Origin of the sequence: Corynebacterium sp. HMSC05E07 (assembly GCF_001807225.1) — a bacterium.
Taxonomy (GTDB): domain Bacteria; phylum Actinomycetota; class Actinomycetes; order Mycobacteriales; family Mycobacteriaceae; genus Corynebacterium; species Corynebacterium singulare.
This window is the reverse complement of record NZ_KV788207.1, coordinates 117,559-135,316: the sequence shown is the minus strand read 5'-3', so window position 1 is coordinate 135,316 and position 17,758 is coordinate 117,559. Positions and strand designations below refer to the sequence as shown.

The following is a 17,758-nucleotide window of genomic DNA, read 5'->3' as shown; positions in this document are numbered from 1 at the left end:
GACCTGGCTACTCCACCCCGAGGGCTGGGCCCACCGTGGCCCAGCTGATGGCTAGCTCGCGGCGAAACAGTGCCCACGTGTGCCGCCCTGCGGGGAGTTCATAATAGTCAAGGTCAACGCCAGCTTTGGTTGCTGTCTTGGCGTAAAAAGAACTGCACCAATAATCCAATCGTTCATTGAGGCCCAGTGCTGGTAGGGGCGAGTCCTCCATGTCAACGTCAAAGTCTGCTGGACCACCGCGTGAGACAATGACAAATGTTTTCCGTCCCCGCTGTTGATCGAGGTTGAGAATCGGCGAATGCTGTGCCCACGCTGGATCCCACGGCGGGCCAAAGGAGCGGGCTGGGTCAGTGCCGTAGAACGCTGCACTTGCCCATGCGAATGCCTGCGCGAGGACACCGGTGGTCGAGGGGCAGCCTGAGATGGAGCCAGCCACCTTAAAACGCGGATCAAAGGTGGCGAGTTCTAGGGCTGGGCCGCCAGAGTTGCTCACGCCCGCGATGCCGTCGCGGCCATTGCCGTGAAATTCGGCGTCGATAAGCTGCGGGAGCTCCTTGGTCAGGTAGGTAGCCCACTTGTATTTTCCGTGTGTGTCGTGAGGCTGTGCCCAATCGGACATCATCGAACCATAGGCACCGCGCGGTGACACGACATTCACGTGCTTGTCCCGGAAGAACTCGGAGGCTCCGCCGCCGTCCCACCACAGTGCATCATCGCCGCCGCCTGCACCGCCCAGCAGATAATAGGTCGGGCGGGGCTGGGTATTCTCTATTCCTCCCGGTGGAAGGATAATGTCATTGGTAATGATGCGATCCATCGCTGGTGAATAGACCTTGAGCTTCCACACATTGTCCTGAATGTGTTTCAACTCGCGCAGTTGTGCCGGGGGTGCGTCCGCCGGTGGGTGTGTGGCCTCCGGTTTCACAACCGGGGCTCCGAGTTGCTGAAGCACGTGTCCCCAGGCGGCAAAGATATTCTCGCTGAAGAGCAAGGGCGCCAGCGGGCCCGTAGCGATGGGATCGAGAACAGTAGCGTACTGATCAAAGTTGGCGACATCGCTGCTCAGCGTATCTACTGCTTGTGCGTGTGCAGGCTGGGTGTGGGCAGTAGAGAAGACTAGCCCCACTGAAAGAAGGCTGGCGAGTGCGGTACGAGAAAAATTCACTATCTTACAATATCCAACGCACGTGAGACTCTAAGCGCTCGGCCTATGTGTCGGCGTCTCTTGGTGCACGGCGATCTGCCAGCGTTGGCGAAAGGCCCGCCCAGGGCATAGCGAAATCCCCGATCGCCTTGGGCGGTCGGGGATTTGCCTACTCTCTCACTGCCGGGCTACGCGCCGGCGGGCGCTGCACTTGAAAGGGGAGGGGGTGTTCTTAGAACAGGCCCTCAGCTGCCTTGCCAAAGTCGTTGACGGTGGCCTTGCGGGAGTCAACGTTCTGGTCGTTAGCGGTGGAGGTGTCGCCCTTCAGACGGGAAATCTGGGTGACCTCGATGTAGTTCTTGATGCGGCCTTCCTTGGTGTTGCCATCGCCGAAGTCCAGGTTGGCAACGCGAGCGGAGTCGCCAGCGTTAATCGGGTTAGCCAGGGTGACCTCGAAGGAGCGGGTGGAGGTAGCCTCGTTGAAGCCCAGGTCACGGATGTGTGCACCGTTGGAGGAACGCGGGGTGATGAGGCGGTCAACGCCCTTCGGGCCCTCAGCGGTCTTCACGTCAACGCGGTACTGAACGGCCGGGAAGTCACCGTAGTAACGGTCGGTACCGACGTTCTCCAGGCGGAGAGCAACGGTGCCAGCGAAACCAGCGTGCTTTGCACCAGAGGTGGACAGAACCGGCTTGAGGTCCAGCTTCTGCTTAGCCTCGTCGGTCTTGCCGTTGTCAACGTCTTCCTGGATCTTCTTGTCGGCAGCCTCTTCCTGCTTGCCCTCTGCCTCGGAGACAACCTTCTCCTCCGGGGCAACCTCGTTCTCCTTCAGAACCTCAGCGTCAGCCTCCGGGGACTTGGACTCCTCAACAACCTTCGGGTCGTTGACATCGGTGGTGTTCTGAGCGTCCTTGTTCGGAGCGTAGGAATCAGCGATGTCGTCGTACAGCTTGACGCGAACCTCGTTCTTCATCGGCTGCATTGCAGACCAGAAGGTCGGGGTGGACCAGGTGCCGTTCGGCTTGCAGTACTGCTGGGTACCGGTCATGTTGAGAACGCGGAAGCCGTAGGTAGCCTCACCGGTGTGGTTCGGCGGAACGTCGTACGGGCCGATGGACTGGCCAGCCTCCCAGGAGAGGGAGTAGGACGCGGAAGCGCCAATCTTGGTGGCAATCTGGTGGGAAACGCCGAAGGAGCCTTCAGCGCCCTTGCCGGAGCCCTTGCCGCCCAGGTTCATGGAGGTGGTCTCGGTGCGGTCACCGTTGACGGACAGGGAGATGGACTGGGACTTGGACAGGTTCTGCTGCAGCGGAATGTCCTTCTTGGTCTGGTTGGTGGTGGAGATGGTGCCCACCGGCATGAAGTTGTCGGTCACCTTGTACACCACGGTGCGGTGGTCCTCCCACGGGTTGCAGACCGGGCGCGGGTTGAGGACGTTGGCCTTCATGTGGTCGGAGCCGTGGGTGGTGTGAACGATGGGGAGCTTGGCGTTAACAGCCGGGGTCTCCGGGTAGGACTCGGTGTGGGTTGCTGCGGAAGCAGCCGGTGCGAGCAGGGCGGTGCCTGCAATCGCAAGGCTGGCAACGAGGCCAGCGGTACGACGACGCATGGTCATGATTGTTCTCCTGAATGAAAAAGTTTGGGGCAAATTGGCGACGCACTGTGGGCGCGCTGTGGTGCGCTGTATCGCTCAGTGCGTGACGAGATTCGACAATAAGGGTCCTTTCAGTATCGCGCACCCTGAGGATTGTTAATATTTTTGTACCCCAAAGCGATTTTCGATAGGGTAACACGCAGGTGAACAATTGGCTAAGAAAATTGCCTTTACCTCGGCGTTGCTAACTAGACCGTACTCTGCGGAAACGTCTTCTTGACCATTCGGACATAAACTAAAGTTTGACCTATACCAGGGGTGAAAATAGGCCAACGGAAGGTGTCGGTTTGAGGTTTGCGTCGCTCCAAATTGCAAGCAAAATTGCAGATGTTGACGCGTCCTACTTAAAACCTGCTTAACTTCGTGGCACTAGTCTTCTTCGATTTCGGGGTCCTCAGCGCGGGCCTGTTCGAAGACTTCGGCCGCCGCGCGAAGGTTAATGGCGCCGATGACAATGCCCACCACAATGTCGGGCCAAGGGCTCGCCCACACGATCATGAGAAGACCTGCTGCAATGATGAGTACGTTCCAGCGACGTCATTGCGTGCGGCCAGCCACGCGCCGCGTGTGAGTGCACTGCCATGGCGCAGTTGCAGCAGGAGCACCGCGCATACGAAGTTAATGATCATGGCCGCGACTGCTGTACCAGACAGTGCGAGGGGCTCAGGAACGGCGCCGGTGATGATCTTCCAGATCGCCATGCCAAACGACGCCAATCCTGGAATCAGAATCAACCCTGCTAGGCCATAGCTTGCTTTCCGACGCCCCGTCGCCGACCAGTGCAATGCTGCCAGAACCAGCGCGTTGATAAGAAAGTCCTCGAGGAAGTCGGCGGCATCCGCAAAAAGAGATGCCGAGCCAATGATGGAGGCGATGATGAACTCGCCAAAGAAGCCGATGAGGTTGAGTGCGGCTACCCACGCAACAATGCGCCGGGCCCGCTGGTCCAGCGAGGAGGAAGAGAGTTCTTGAGACACGTTTCTCAAGCCTACTGCGAAGGCTTTAGACGTCGGGTCGTAGGTCCCATGGATCCGCGGCTGCAGTTGAAGGGGCAGCTCGGTTAAGGCATAGGAGTGCTAGGGCTGCGTCCTTGGGGTGGGTGACGTCGAGGCCGCTCAGGGTGGTGATGTGGTGAAGGCGGTTGATAACCGTATTGCGATGGCAGCGAAGAGATTCGGCGGTGGCCTTGATGGAGCCGGTGTTGAGATAGGCGCAGAGGGTGTCGTAAACCGGCTTGTTTTCGGAACGAAGCGTACTGATGGCATCCGTTAGCTCCGTGACGGGGCTGCCCTCAAAGTTGGCGATGGCGTCACCCGCAATGGCCCAGAAGAGATCGGGTGCCTCGGACAGGTGGGGAAGGGGGGTGGTGGCGTCGAAGAGGCGTGGGGCTTGCCGGGCGGCGGCGCGGACGCCGGCCAGACCGGTCACGGTGCGGAAGCGAATGCCAGGAAGCGCAGTCAACGCGGTGCTGTCGACAGGGGTGCGTGCGGTGGATGGCCAGAAAGCTATAAACATGCCGCGTGTGGCGTGGCCAAAAGCGATGCCAGAGGTGATGGAACTGTCGAAGAGCGTGCGCAGTTCCACGGCGGAGGTGGGGTGGGACACAATGACGTCAAAAGAGGTCTGGGGATCTACGTCAAGGGCGCGGGCAAGCTCGGCAATGCCGAGTGGGTCGAGGTTGTCCGTGGTGAGAAGACGCTCCAAATGTCGAGCGTGAATCAAGCGAACGTCATGCTGTTCGCGGGCCTCCTCCATCCGGAAGGCATCGCGCACGACGAGGTTGTACAACGTCACAACGGAATGAAGGTGGGCGACGTGCTCGATGAGCTCGTGTTCATCCGTCCCCGCGGCTCGCCGCAGGTGGGTCCACAGGACGTCGAAGTCGAGCTGGATGGCGTCGACAAGCAATGCTAACTCCACACCCTGCCGTGCGCGTCGGCGGCCCAACCCTTGTGCGTGAGTGCGCAACTCTGCCTCATCGACTGCGCCGACCAGCATGTCTGTAATTCGAGCGAAAACCTCGAAGGCGGTCAGGCGTAGCTCATCCTCGCTCACGAGTGAGTTGCCATAGCGGCCGGTGGTGGTGAATGCGGTGAGGAAGTCCTCCACCATTCGGGGGATATCGCTGTGAACCTCCGCGACAATCTCGCGCCACCGTCTTTCGTGCATGTGCACAACCTTACAGTGTCGCAATTGGGGAAATGCCTCAAACCTGCGGAATGCGTCACTGTGAACGTTACTATGTGGGGGAAACCACAAGGAGGTTCCATGATAACGCTCATTGACAACGCCCATATCCTCACCCAGGACTCTTCCCGTCCTGTGGCGAGCGCCGTGGCGTTCGCTAACGGCAGCATCCTCGCGCTGGATGATGCCGCTCGCGCTCTGCCTGCGGATGAGACCTGGGATGCTGGCGGCCGCACCCTCACCCCTGGCTTCAACGATGCTCACTCTCATACCGTCTGGTTCGGGCAAACCCTGCTGGAGGTGGACCTGTCCCAGGTAGCCACCCCTGCCGATGTCTACTCAGCCCTCGCCGCCGCCGAGACTAACCCGGATGGCTGGGTCATTGCCTCCGGATTTAGGCCTTCGGCGCTTGAAGCCCCGGTCATGATCGCGGAGCTTGACCGTGCCACACGTGGACAGCCCCTCCTCATCAAACACAATTCAGGCCATGCTTACACCGTCAATACTGCGGCTCTCCGCGCGGCGGGCATCGATCCCACCAACCCGCCGGAGATTGAGGGCGGGGAGTTTGTCCGTGATGAGGACGGCAACTGCACAGGGCTTGTGGATGAAAACGCCATGCGCGCCATCCAGAACGTCACCCTTCCCGAATCCGGAGAAGAAATTGCGCGCGCCCTAGAACTGGCCACGCGGAACTACCTCGAACGTGGCTTGACGTCTGTCACGGATGCTGGTGTGGCGGGTGGTTGGATTGGCCATAGCCCACGTGAAATCGCGGCGTATCAAAAGGCCACGCTGCACACCCGCATGCAGATCATGGTGACCATGGATGTGCTCCACGAGATTGATGGCCATGAGTCCGATGGTCCCGGGTGGGGCCTCGATGGTGGTCTGCGTACAGGCTTCGGTGATGAATGGCTGCAGATTGGTCCCGTCAAGATGTTTAGTGACGGCTCTATCCTCGGAACCACTGCGGCGTTAACGGAGGAATACGCCTGCTGCTCGCACCACGGCTATTTCCAAGGTGATCCGGGGCAGATGCGCGAGCGCGCGCTCAACGCCGCTGCCTCTGGATGGTCACTGGCCATCCACGCTATTGGTGATGCGGCCGTGGACTTTGCGATTGAGACGCTGGAGGAGGCCGTCGATAAGCATGGCGTGCCCGCCATGCCGCACCGCATTGAACATGGCGGCATTGTGCGGCCGGACCAGATCGAGCGGCTGCGCGGTAAGCCCATCGTGGTTGTGCCGCAGCCTTTATTTATTAAGACCTTCGGTGATGCAATGGCAGACGCCCTCGGCCCCGAGCGAGCCGCATGGAGTTATCCGGGCAAGCGACTTCTTGACTCCGGTCTCATCCTCCCAGGCAGCTCCGACCAACCTGTCGCGCCGGGCGTGCCGCTGGACGTCATGCAGGCAGCCATTGAAAGGCGCACGGAAACAGGGCGTGACTATGGTCCGGCCGATCGGCTTACACCGGAGGAAGCACTGTATGCCTACACGGCCGGCTCGGCAGCGGCAACGGGGTGGGCGGGCCGTAAAGGCCAAGTCATTCCGGGGCAGCTGGCGGATTTCGTGCTGCTGTCTGCAGATCCCCTGACTACTGATCTATCCACCATTTCCGTGGCTGCCACCATTGTCGGCGGCGAACTGCGCTACGGACGCTTCTAAGGAGTGCTAATGCGAGAAACCACTGATGAGCAATTTCTGGCCGATTTTCAGGCGATGTCCGCCAACGGTGCCACCCCAGGTGGGGGCGTAGAGCGCCAAGCCGCAAGTGAGGGCGACAACCTTAATCGTACGTGGTGCCATGAGGTGCTTGAGTCCCTCGGCGCGCGCGTCATCTACGACGAGATTGGCAACCAGTACGGACTTTTTGAGCTTAATCCGGGTGCTGATTACGTGGGCCTGGGCTCGCACCTGGATTCTCAGCCGCTGGCCGGACGCTTCGATGGCGCGTATGGCGTGCTTGCCGCAGCGCATGCAGCGGGGCGTGTGGCACAGTCAGGAGCAGATGCGCGCTACAACCTTGCGGTTATCAACTGGTTTAACGAGGAAGGTTCGCGTTTTGCTCCGTCGATGATGGGCAGTTCGGTGTTCACGGGTACGCTCGCGCTTACCGACGCCCACTCCGTCACCGACCTAGCCGGTGTCACCGTCGCGCAAGCTCAAGAGGCTGCAGGTTGGTCGCCGCGCGGTGAAGCGCCCACGTTGGCCTCGTACGCGGAGATCCATGTGGAACAAGGTAAGCAGCTTGAAGATGCCGGCAACACGATAGGCCTGGTTACGGCTACCTGGGGTGCGAAGAAGTTCCAAGCGGTTGTGTCTGGTGAGCAGGGCCATACCGGGTCCACTCTCATGGCGGACCGAAAAGATGCGCTCTTCGGCGCCTCCCTCATCATCGCCGAGGTTGAGCGTCTCACTCACGAATTTGAGGTAGGGCAGCTGCAGGCCTCGGTGTCACAACTGACCCTAGAGCCGAACTCTCCTGTGACGATTGCTCGTGAAGTTCGGTTTAATGTGGACGTGCGCTCGCCATCCACGGAAGTGCTGGACAAAGCCCAGAAGCGATTGCAGGAGATCATCGTTGCTGCGGAAGAAGAGTCACGCACCTCCGTCGATCTGACTCCGACGCATGAGTGGGCCCTGAATCCCTACCCGGCTGCGGGCGTGGCGCTTGCCCGTGAGGTTGTGGAGGAATTGGGCTACCCACACCAGGAGATCTACACAGTGGCCGGCCACGATTCGACGAACCTCAAGGAAATCGTCCCGACGGTGATGCTTTTTATTCCGTCTGTCGATGGTATCTCTCATAATGAGAAGGAATTCACCACCGAGGCTGATTGCTTGGCTGGTCTTGACGTGTTCACGCACGTGGCCCAGCGCCTCGTTACTACTGGCTGCGGGGAGAACTAGCACACTCACTGGTGCTAATCGTCGTCACTCCAGTGCTCATAGCCAAAAGCGGAGAGCGCAATCTCGAAACCGCGCTTCATCGCCTCCAGATCCTCCTCGCTGACCTCGTAGGTGCGCAGTCGCGCCGGGCCAGTCAGCGGTACATTCAGGAGGAAGCGGCGGCCGGTTTCGGTGATGTCACACAGACGGCGGCGAAGGTCTGCGGGGTCATCGACAATCGAAATGAGCTCATCACGCACCAAGCGTTTCACCGCCTGGCCAATGGTGGCCGGCTGCCATCCTAGTTCCTTGCGTAACTGCAGGATAGGGATGGGGCCATTCCTGTCGATGAGGCGCAAAAGCGAAAGATGGGAACCGGAAATGCGGTATTCGCGGCGTACTTCTGTGTCGAAACGCGCGCGGGCCCGCTCAAGTCGGCGCCACTCGGAGATGGTCTCCGAAACTTTTTCGTTGTCTGTCACGCTTTACAGATTAGAAGCGGGTGTCCCGTGGGTGCAACCAATTTCACTAATATATGCACGGGGAAATATGCGATGCGGTAAAGGGCGGCGAGTGGCTGTTGAGGGTGGGGGATAGGCAAAACTTCAGCGCCCGGGCCGCACGAATACGGGGCCTCAGGCGCTGAAGCTTCTCTATCTCTCTGTGTGCGTTCTCTCCAACGCACGACACTAAGTATGCAACTTTTCTGTTGAGAATGCTCATTCGGGAGGTTATGAATAAATTGGAGTTGGCTGAATTTTACCTGGGTACGCAAGATTTTGCTGGTTATGGCCACCTGGTGTGCGTTGGTGGTTGCTGGAGAGCTTCCACGGGGTTAACAGCGGGGGTAAGGCTCACCTGATCCTGGGGTGAGGTGGTGCCTCGCGTGGAGGTGTGGAACCTCTGGGTAGAAAACGCCAACGAGCCCCCAGGGAATAGGGGACTCGTTGGCGTCTCTATCAAGTCCCTCCGTGTATCGGCTAGGGGCCGCCCTCCGGAGGGTGAGGGGTTCTCTCTCTCGCATGCGCTCTCTCAAACGCACAACAATGAGTATGGTGTCCTGCGCTGGCACCGCCATGAACTCAAGCTGGCAATCGCCTGCAAGTCTTGTCTAGTCGAACCGCGCCGGGCGCTTTTCAAGGAAGGCCATGATGCCTTCCTTGTGGCCCGCAGAGGCCATCTGGGCGTACTGCGTGGGTTCTTCCCACTGCAGCTGTTCGTCTAGCTGGCGCACTGTGGTGCGGTTGATGGCCTCCTTGGCCTTGGCCAGGGCATCACGGGGTGCGATGTGCAGGCGCTCGGCTACCTTGAGTGCGGTCTCTAGGGCTTGGCCCTGGGGTGCGCGCTTGGCGACGATCCCCGCCTCAGCTGCTTCCTCGACCCCTAGCTTGTCCTGGAGGAGCGACAGGGCTAGGGCACGGTGACGGCCGAGCGAAGCGAGGGCGGTAAGGCTCACGCCGCCATCAGGGATGAGGCCAATCTTGCCAAAGGGGAGGGTGAAGTAGGATTCCTCGCCACCTACGATGAGGTCGCAGGCAAACGCCAATGACGCGCCCGCGCCGGCGGCTGCGCCTTCAACAGCGGCGATGACGGGAATCTCAGCCGCGTGAATCTCGGTGATGAGCGCGTTGAGCTGGGGGAGCATTGTTGACTCGGCGGGGTTCGGGGTTTCGCCTGACTGCTGGGCCGCGGCGGCGGCCTGAGCTGCTGCCACAATGTCTGCACCGGCGCAGAATGCGGTCTCGTCACCAGTGATGATGAGGGCGCGAAGGGAGGGATCCGAGGAGGCTTCGGCAAGCGCGGCGGAGAGGGCCACGCAGTGCTCCTTCGCAATGGCGTTACGACGAGAAGAATTGTTGATCTGGGCGATGAGAACGCTGCCTTCGCGGCGCGTCAGAATGGCGTCGGTCATGATTTAGTCCTTAACAAGTTCGGTGAGGGAGGAGATGATTCGTGCTGCATCGGCGCTAATGCGGGAGACGATCTCAGAACAGGGTGCGACATCGTGAATCAGACCTTGCGAGGTGCCACAGGTCCACACGCCCGCGTCGAGGTCACCGGTCTCATACACAGCGCGTCCACGCTTGCCGGCTACGAGATGGCGGATATCACCGAACTCGGCGCCCTGGGCTAAGCGTTCTGCCACTTCATCACTCACTGCATTCTTGGCGACGCGCGTCGAGTTGCGCAGCTCGCGCAGGATGAGCTGGGTATCGAGCTCGGAGCGCTCCACGATGGCCTGCTTGACGTTCTCATGCACAGGCGCCTCTGTAGAGGCGACAAAACGGGTTCCCATGTTGATTCCCTCTGCACCAAGGGCGAGGGCTGCTGCCAGACCGCGGCCATCGGCGAAGCCGCCCGAGGCAATGATGGGGATGTCCACCTGGTCCTTGGCGGCTGGGATCAGCACGAGGCCGGGGATGTCATCCTCGCCGGGGTGGCCGGCACACTCGAAGCCGTCAATGCTGACGATGTCCACTCCGACTTTTTGGGCACTGAGCGCGTGGCGCACCGAGGTGCACTTGTGAATGACAGTTACACCAGCGTCCTTGAAAGCTGGCATGTGGTCCTTGGGGTTGTTGCCAGCGGTCTCTGCAATCTTCACGCCCTCTTCGATGATGACGTCGCGGTACTCCGCGTAGGGCGGTGGGGTAATGGCTGGCAACATGGTGAGGTTGACGCCGAAGGGCTTGTCGGTGAGTTCGCGGGCGCGGCGAATCTCGGCGCGCAAATCCTCTGGGGTGGGCTGGGTCAGGGCGGTAATCACGCCGAGGCCGCCGGCGTTGGAGACGGCTGCGGCGAGTTCGGCACGGCCGACCCACTGCATGCCGCCTTGGACGATGGGGTGTTCGATGCCGAGCATCTCGGTTACGCGGGTGGAAATCATGGTTGTTCTCCTTCTATGGGGTGAATGGTTATTCGGAATAATGAGCGCGCATGCGCTCTTTAAGGTCCTCGGGGAGGGGGATGGGGCGGCGCTGTGAGACGTCGATAAGCACCAGCGTCGCCGTAGCAAACACGCACGCCGTACCGTCCTGGATGAGCTCGTGGGAGACCTGGTAGGAGGTATTTCCGATGCGAGAAACCCACACGCGGGCCTCAATGGAATCGGTATAGGTGAGCTCGGTGTCATAGACCACTTCGAGAGAACGCACCACGTGAGCGTAGGTATCCGTGGAGAAAGGCCCAGTGAGATCTGTGGCAGCGCGCACGCGGGCCTCCTCGATAAGAGTGACCATGGTGGCGTTGTTGACGTGAGCATTCGCATCCTGGTCGGACCATCTCAACGCGAGGGTTACCGGGATGGCGTTGTCGGGGGCGCGCATTGTTCCTCCTTTGACATGCGGGCAGAGTGTTTCATATCACTATACATACGAATTGTGGTTCGTACCGCGAATCTGGAGCAGGGTGCCGCGATATCCACTTCTTTGAGAGTTGACTGGTGGTTTGCCCTCTAAGAGGGGCCCGTGGAATCGAGGTTGCTCTGGTTTGGACCCTTACCTGGGATGAGAGACCAACTGTGTGCTCAAGAACAGAGAAAGATGGTCCCTTCACTCTGATGCGGGACCAAAGTAAAGGGACCATCTAAAAGATGAGGCGCGTGCCGACGGGGGAGCGCGGTGGCCGGGAGAGAAATATTTCCTAGTCGCTCGAGCTCTTCGGCTTCGGGGTATTCGGATTGATCGGGCGGCCGTCTGCATCGAGGTCATTGAGTTCGGCGAGCTCGGTGAAATCGGCCTGAGCGTCAGCGAAGCCTTCCTTGGGATCGATCTCATCGAAGTTGCGGATGGTGCCATCGCGCTCGTCCTTGAACAGGTCCTTGCCATAAATAACGAGGACCATGATGATGCCCGCAGCAAAGCCCCATGCTGCGCCTTGTGTAGCCAGTACACCGGCGGTAACACCCGCGATTCCGAGGTCTTTCTGATTCTTGGCTTCCATAATGCCGACGCGGACCGAGACGAAGCCTTGAATGATAAGGGTCAGTGCCAGTCCAACGGGAAGAATGGGCTCGACGAAGGAAGTGATTGGCAGCAGGATAAGGCCGACGTTGGTGCCCCAGCGGAAGGAGCCGGCACCGCCGAAGATGGTCCGCATGGCGCGTTTGCCCTGCTTGTAGCGCTCCACGATGACGACGTGCATCGCGGCCCATAGAGGCCCGCACATAGCAATATCGGGGCCGATGATGGACATCAGCATGTTGCGTCCGCCGAAGAGCAAGTGGGCACGGGACGGGCTGTACACCACGGCTTCGTCGGTGCGCACGTGGTCGGCTTCCTTAAGCACGGCGTTGGCCTGCAAGACGTCACCGAAGACGACGATGTAGGCGGCCAGCACCGTGGGGATGGCGGTGAGGAACATGTGGGCCGGGGGCAGACCCACACCGAAGACGGTGTACTCAGACCACAGGGTCATGAAATCCGGCTTAGAGAAACCCCACTGGACATCCGGCCAAGGAGCCTCGCCCGCAAGAGGCGCGACGAAGACGGCGATGAGGATGGCGGGCAAGATGCCAAGGGAAGCAAGGAAGCGCCACCCGGCAGCCTTTTGGCGCAGGGATTGGAATCCACGCGAATACATGAGGAAGAAAGCCACGGCCACCGCGATGGTGATGGTGATGGGGAAGGAGTGGAAACGTCCGTCTTCTTGGAACACTGAAATGATGGCGGCGATACCGGCGCCGAGAACGATTCCCGCGCGCAGGCCTGACGGAATTAGGCGAACGACTTTCGATGCTAATCCCGTTGCACCTAGCGTTAAAGAGAATATGCCCAGCATGAGCTGGAAACTGATAAGCGCCCAGACGCGCTGCTCGCCCTCCGGGAAGGTTTGGATGTAAACGGTTAGCAGCGGAATAGCTGGGGTAATCCAGCCCGGAACAACCGGGTCTCCCAGGAGGTGGTGGGTCAGATAGAGAAGGCCGTTGAGCATGACGACAGCCAAGGCGGCCTCATAGGGCATACCCAGGGCTTCGGTCATCAAAGGAATAGCGCCCAAGTCGACCACACACATGAAGAGGCCTTGGGCGAAGTCCGGCCATTCCATGCGGTAGTGCACGAAGGGGAGGCGAACATCAAAGGGCCCCATCTTCCAGTGGGGTGATGCTTGACCGATGCCCTGCTCTTCGGGTTCGGTGGCTGCGTTGGGTTCGGCCATTGTGGCCTCCTTTCAAAGGTTTTAAGCCCCGCGTGCAGTGGCGCGGGGCTGTGTAGGAGTGGCTGGTGTTTAGTCGAACTCGATGATTTGGCGCAGAGCCACACCGTCGGACAGACGGTCCATGGCGGTGTTGATGTCCTCGAGCTTGATGTGATCCGAGATGAGAGCCTCAGCATTGAGCTTGCCCTCACGCCACAGCTGCTCGTACTTCGGGATGTCCTTCGCGGGAACCGAGGAACCCAAGTAGCAACCGTGGACGCGGCGTGCCTCAGCGGTCATCACGAGCGGGTCGATGGTGATGGTGGAACCCGGGGCCGGCAGGCCGACGGTGACGGTTAGGCCGCCGGGGGCGGTGACCTTGTAGGCGGTTTCCAGGGCCTTCGGGTGGCCGGCGGCCTCCACGACTGCGGTGAACTTCTTGCCGGACTCTTCAGCCTCCTGCGGAGTCATGGCAGAAGTAGCGCCGATTTCAATGGCCTTCTCGCACTTGTCCTTCTGCATATCGATACCGACGATTTCCTTTACACCGAGAGCAGCGGCAGTGATGACGGCGGCCATGCCGACGCCACCAAGGCCGACAACGGCGATGCTGTCCTCTGGCTGCGGGTCGATTTCGTTGAGGATGGCGCCGCCGCCGGTGAGGATGGCGCAGCCGAGGATGGCTGCAATATCGGCCGGAACATCGGCACCCACCGGGACGACAGATAGCTCGGACACTACGGCGTGGGTGGCGAAGCCGGATACACCGAGGTGGTGCTGAATGGTTTCGCCATCGCGGGTGAGGTGGCGGGTTCCGCGGATGAGGGTGCCCTCGTTGTTGGTCTTGGAGCCGACTTCACACGGCATCTTGCCGTCCGTCTTGCAGCCGGCGCACTCGCCGCAGCGAGGGAGGAAGGTCATGACGACATGGTCGCCAACCTTGACGTTGGTGACGCCTGGGCCGATTTCCTCGACCACGCCGGCGGACTCGTGGCCCAAAAGCATGGGAAGTGGGCGTGGACGGTTGTTGTTGACCACGGAAAGATCCGAGTGGCACAGGCCAGCTGCGGTGATCTTGACCAGGATTTCGCCCTCGCCCGGCCCTGTGAGCTCGAGCTCGCTTACGGTGATGGGCTTGGAATCGGCGTACGGGCGCTCGTCGCCAGAGCGCTCGAGAACGGCGCCGCGAATGGTGAGAGTGTCAGACATGGTTACCTCCAGACGTGGGATGAGCTGATGCATCGAAATCTACGTCAGCAGCGCGCCGGGAGGGACGGAATAAGGTGTGGATAAATACACCTAAACGATGGTTCGGTGTGGGTTTATCTACCTTCGGATGGTGTGGGCGCGCAGGGCGAGGAAGACGTCGAGTCCGCGCTGACCAGTGCTCCAGTCCTTACCCATGAGTGCCACAATGCGGTCGAGCCGCTGGCGCACCGTATTGGGGTGAATGAACATTGCTCGCGCGGTCTGGGGAATGCTGTGACCGGATAAAAGATACTGATGAGCCGTGGCTACGAGTTCGGTGGAATTCTCTTCGTCATAGCGCACCAGTGGGGCAATGGTGCGTGTAGACAGCAGCTCCAAGGCATGGGGGTCCGCCCCCATGATGAGGCCCACTGTGCCGAGCGTGTCCTCCGTGACCAGCTGACCGTGCAGGCCCAGCGCAATGGCGGAGTCGAGATAGGCCATGGCGGAATCGTGTGCGCTGCGCGCGGAGGCCACACCGCTAAAGCCGATGGCGGACACAGCCAATTCTGGATGAGCAGCGAGCAAGGGAGCGAGGGCCTTCCTCACATCCCTCTCCGGTTGGTAGAGCACACACACGTGTTGGTCGTGGTGCGTTATTGCCGCGCGCCCAGGCAAGAGTTTCTCCAGCTGCGGACGGGTCGGCAAGTCCTTGTCGGAGCTCATGCCCAAGAAATACAACTGTGCGGAGGACGTCAGGCTAATACCGGTGAGATGGCGCAGGCGAGCGATTTCTTCGCGTCCGGCGTTGCCCAGAGCGACGGCGTAAACGAGGTCATCGACTTTGCGCGCTGTGGCGTCGACAAGCGCCTCAGCAAAAAGCGCAATCGAGGTAAACGCTGCGGAGGCGTGGCTGATAACGCGCAGCTCGGTATCGCTGAGCTCCTTGTCCACGCCAATGGTTCCCAGCACACGGCCATTAAACTCGACTGGGAACGTACTATGCGGTCCTTCGATGGGGGAGTCCTCAGTCGTCCAAAGACTCACGGGAGCATCAAGACTCGTGGCCAAAACGCGCTCGAGTTCCTCGAAGCTGGCGTTGGTCATAAGGACGTGCAACAGCTGCGTATCGACGTCATTGAGCCACTGCAGTTCCTTCACGTGGCGGCTCAACGCGATTTGGGAGCGAGTGAGCTCTTCGACGGATTCGCCCTGGCTCTCGATGACCTGGGCATTTTCAAGTGCTACCGAGGTGATGGAGCCGAGCACCTCTAATGCCGCGATTTCCTCGTGTGTGTAGTGGCGTGGGTGGCGGTCCCCCACGAGCAGCGCGCCGATCGTCTTGCCGCCGATGCGAATTGGGGCGCCGAGGATGCCGCGAATACCTTCGGCTTGAACTGCATGGTCAACATAATCAACGTGCGTGACATCAGGATCCGCGGAGTGGTCAAAGGTCCACGCCGGACGATTCGTCGCCGCCACGATACCAAGGATGCCGGAGCCCATGGGCATATTGATGGTGCGAAACTCCTCGGTCACCACACCACTGGTGGCCAGCACATTGGTGAAACCGGAATCCTCATCGTTGAGGCTTAGATAGCCCACATCCGTACCGATGGTGGAGCGCGCGTGCCGCACGATAGCCTGCAGAATATCGGTGGATTCGCGGCCGGCATTGAGCATCTGGGAGACATCGAGAAGCTTCGTCGACATCACCCGCCACGTGTGGTTGGCGCGCATGGTCTCTTCTACAGCCCGCAGCGCGCTAAGCTCCTCGGCCGCCAGTTGCTCGCGCAGCTCGTCGGGGACACGGGTGCCAGTGCTTAGGTGGTTCAGAATCTCGCCAAACTCGCTCATGATTACATGCAGTGTAGCCGGGATTGGCGCCACTATGCTTATCTATTCGCGCAGCTTAGCCCGCAACATCTTGCCAGTTGCAGTCTTGGGGACCTCGTCGATGAATCTCACTGACCTTGGATACTTGTAGGCAGCCATATTCTCCTTTGCCCAAGAAATAATCTCTTCTTCAGAGGCCACTCCCTTGTATTCGGGGCGCAGTACGATGAAAGCTCTGACGGATTCTCCTCGTCGGTCGTCCTGGTAGCCAACAGCCACGGCCTGCTGGACTGCTGGGTGGTCCTGGAGATACTTCTCCACTTCTTCTGGGAAGACCGAATAACCATTGGATTTTATCATCTCTTTGAAGCGGCCTTCGAAGAAGAGGTAGCCGTTCTCGTCCAAATATCCCATGTCACCTGAGAAATACCGCCCACCGATCTTCGCAGCTTCGGTGGCTTCTGGTTTGCCCTTATAGCCGAGGAAGACCGCCGGGCTTTCTACACTGATTTCTCCTAATTCGCCGGGGCCGAGCTCACGGCTACGGTCGTCAGGATCAGTGATCTTGATATCGGTTTGGAAAGTAGGCCGTCCAGTGCTTCCCCACACGATCTGTCCGGGAGGGGTCATTGTATCCGCGGTATGAGTCTCGCTCATTCCGTAGGCAAACTCAAAGAAGTCCTGGCCTGTATGTTCTTTCCACTGATTGGACAGTGATTCCGTGATTTGTGAGCCAAAGCTGGTGCCCATGCAGACACGCAGTTTGTCCATATGAGATGCGCGACCCGTAGCTAGGATTTCAGAGTTCATCGGAGGCGTTGTGTATGAGACCGTCATCCCGTACTTGGAGGCCATAGTGACGAAGTCCTCACCATCGAAGCGCGCTTGAAGAATCATCGAAGCGCCCGCGACGAAGACAGCAGACATCCCAACGATTTTTCCAGCTACATGGAAAATCGGCATTGAGGCAGAAACCTTGTCAGACGGCGTATATCCGAAGTTGGCTGCAACGCAGTTCGCTTTGAAAGTGCAGTTTGTGTAAGACAGCATCGCGCCTTTGGGCAAGCCGCTAGTGCCGGACGTGTAGATGATTAGCGCGCAGTCTTCATCCAGATTGATTTCTGGGCTCATGAAAGATTCAACTTCGTCCACAAGCTCGCTCTGTGTTGTCGCCTTTTCCCAAGAAATATGGTCGAGAGCAGTCGTGCGCCGGTCCGGCATACTGAAGTTGAATTCCTTTGAATGCTTTTCGCGGTCTAGCGCATCGTCGAAAGAAGTAACAATCAAAGTATGGATCGAAGTGTCGTCTGCCTTTTCGTATTCGACGAGCAGTTCTTCGCTGGCGATGAGTGCAACTGCTTCCAAGTCATTGAGCTGATATGATAGTTCCTTTGCTTTGAGCATGGGGTTGCAGGGGCTGACAACCGCTCCTAGCTTCTGAACAGCAATATATGAAATTACAAACTGGGGGCAGTTTTGCATGTACAGCGCGACTACGTCTCCAGTCCTGATCCCCTCGTGGGCCAAGTTGGTTGCTAGCGCTGATGCTTTTTGCTCAAGCCATCCATAAGTGAATTCAGAACCGTAAAAATAGATTGCGGTCTTCTCTGGGGTATTTTCGGCATGCTCCGAAAAATACTGAGCCAAAGTTTGTGGCTTGAAGAAGGTGAGGCCTTCATCCGGAACGTATGTGGTCAATGACTTGGTCATGGCAATCC

General features: G+C 59.4%; 15 protein-coding genes. 2 read left to right on the top strand and 13 right to left on the bottom strand.

What is annotated here, in order from left to right; all coding sequences use genetic code 11:
* Window positions 1-7: 7 nt before the first annotated feature.
* The 5 genes from HMPREF3149_RS02385 to HMPREF3149_RS02370 form a co-directional block, all read right to left on the bottom strand.
* Window positions 8-1,165: an alpha/beta hydrolase gene (locus HMPREF3149_RS02385; protein ID WP_042529684.1), complete on the bottom strand. Its 1,158-nt coding sequence runs from the start codon at window positions 1,163-1,165 to the stop codon at window positions 8-10.
* A 211-nt stretch (window positions 1,166-1,376) separates the two neighbouring features.
* Window positions 1,377-2,759: a hypothetical protein gene (locus HMPREF3149_RS02380; protein ID WP_070536306.1), complete on the bottom strand. Its 1,383-nt coding sequence runs from the start codon at window positions 2,757-2,759 to the stop codon at window positions 1,377-1,379.
* A gap of 408 nt (window positions 2,760-3,167) precedes the next feature.
* Window positions 3,168-3,296: a hypothetical protein gene (locus tag HMPREF3149_RS14000; RefSeq protein ID WP_256366404.1), complete on the bottom strand. Its 129-nt coding sequence runs from the start codon at window positions 3,294-3,296 to the stop codon at window positions 3,168-3,170.
* Window positions 3,293-3,775: a cation efflux transmembrane domain-containing protein gene (locus tag HMPREF3149_RS02375; RefSeq protein ID WP_246819923.1), complete on the bottom strand. Its 483-nt coding sequence runs from the start codon at window positions 3,773-3,775 to the stop codon at window positions 3,293-3,295. Before HMPREF3149_RS02375 ends, HMPREF3149_RS14000 begins: the two co-directional genes overlap by 4 nt.
* A gap of 25 nt (window positions 3,776-3,800) precedes the next feature.
* Window positions 3,801-4,967: an RsbRD N-terminal domain-containing protein gene (locus HMPREF3149_RS02370; RefSeq protein WP_070536305.1), complete on the bottom strand. Its 1,167-nt coding sequence runs from the start codon at window positions 4,965-4,967 to the stop codon at window positions 3,801-3,803.
* A 99-nt stretch (window positions 4,968-5,066) separates the two neighbouring features.
* On the opposite strand from HMPREF3149_RS02370, the gene HMPREF3149_RS02365 reads away from it, so the two are divergent.
* Window positions 5,067-6,656 (top strand): amidohydrolase, encoded by a 1,590-nt coding sequence (locus tag HMPREF3149_RS02365; RefSeq protein ID WP_070536303.1) that lies wholly within the window; start codon window positions 5,067-5,069, stop codon window positions 6,654-6,656.
* A gap of 9 nt (window positions 6,657-6,665) precedes the next feature.
* Window positions 6,666-7,901, top strand: a complete 1,236-nt coding sequence (locus tag HMPREF3149_RS02360) for a M20 family metallo-hydrolase (protein ID WP_070536302.1) — start codon at window positions 6,666-6,668, stop codon at window positions 7,899-7,901.
* A gap of 14 nt (window positions 7,902-7,915) precedes the next feature.
* On the opposite strand, the gene HMPREF3149_RS02355 is transcribed toward HMPREF3149_RS02360, so the two are convergent.
* From HMPREF3149_RS02355 to HMPREF3149_RS02320, 8 genes are all read right to left on the bottom strand, one after another.
* Window positions 7,916-8,362, bottom strand: coding sequence for a MarR family winged helix-turn-helix transcriptional regulator (locus HMPREF3149_RS02355; protein ID WP_070536301.1), 447 nt, complete (start codon window positions 8,360-8,362; stop codon window positions 7,916-7,918).
* Between the two features lie 629 nt (window positions 8,363-8,991).
* Window positions 8,992-9,792: an enoyl-CoA hydratase-related protein gene (locus HMPREF3149_RS02350; protein ID WP_070536299.1), complete on the bottom strand. Its 801-nt coding sequence runs from the start codon at window positions 9,790-9,792 to the stop codon at window positions 8,992-8,994.
* A 3-nt stretch (window positions 9,793-9,795) separates the two neighbouring features.
* Entirely contained in the window at window positions 9,796-10,767 is a 972-nt protein-coding gene (locus HMPREF3149_RS02345) for an NAD(P)H-dependent flavin oxidoreductase (protein WP_070536297.1), read from the bottom strand.
* 28 nt (window positions 10,768-10,795) lie between these two features.
* A complete protein-coding gene (locus tag HMPREF3149_RS02340; RefSeq protein ID WP_070536295.1) occupies window positions 10,796-11,206 on the bottom strand; it encodes an acyl-CoA thioesterase in 411 nt (136 codons plus the stop codon).
* A 316-nt stretch (window positions 11,207-11,522) separates the two neighbouring features.
* The gene (locus HMPREF3149_RS02335; protein ID WP_070536293.1) at window positions 11,523-13,037 is read right to left on the bottom strand and encodes a hypothetical protein; all 1,515 of its coding nucleotides are present in this window, start codon (window positions 13,035-13,037) and stop codon (window positions 11,523-11,525) included.
* Between the two features lie 69 nt (window positions 13,038-13,106).
* Window positions 13,107-14,225 carry an alcohol dehydrogenase catalytic domain-containing protein gene (locus HMPREF3149_RS02330; RefSeq protein WP_070536290.1) on the bottom strand — a complete coding sequence of 373 codons (1,119 nt, stop codon included), beginning with the start codon at window positions 14,223-14,225 and terminating at the stop codon, window positions 13,107-13,109.
* A gap of 117 nt (window positions 14,226-14,342) precedes the next feature.
* Complete coding sequence (locus tag HMPREF3149_RS02325; protein ID WP_070536288.1) at window positions 14,343-16,061, bottom strand: helix-turn-helix domain-containing protein; 1,719 nt, start codon at window positions 16,059-16,061, stop codon at window positions 14,343-14,345.
* Window positions 16,062-16,103: 42 nt separating this feature from the next.
* Window positions 16,104-17,750, bottom strand: a complete 1,647-nt coding sequence (locus HMPREF3149_RS02320) for an AMP-binding protein (protein ID WP_083280746.1) — start codon at window positions 17,748-17,750, stop codon at window positions 16,104-16,106.
* Window positions 17,751-17,758: the final 8 nt, after the last annotated feature.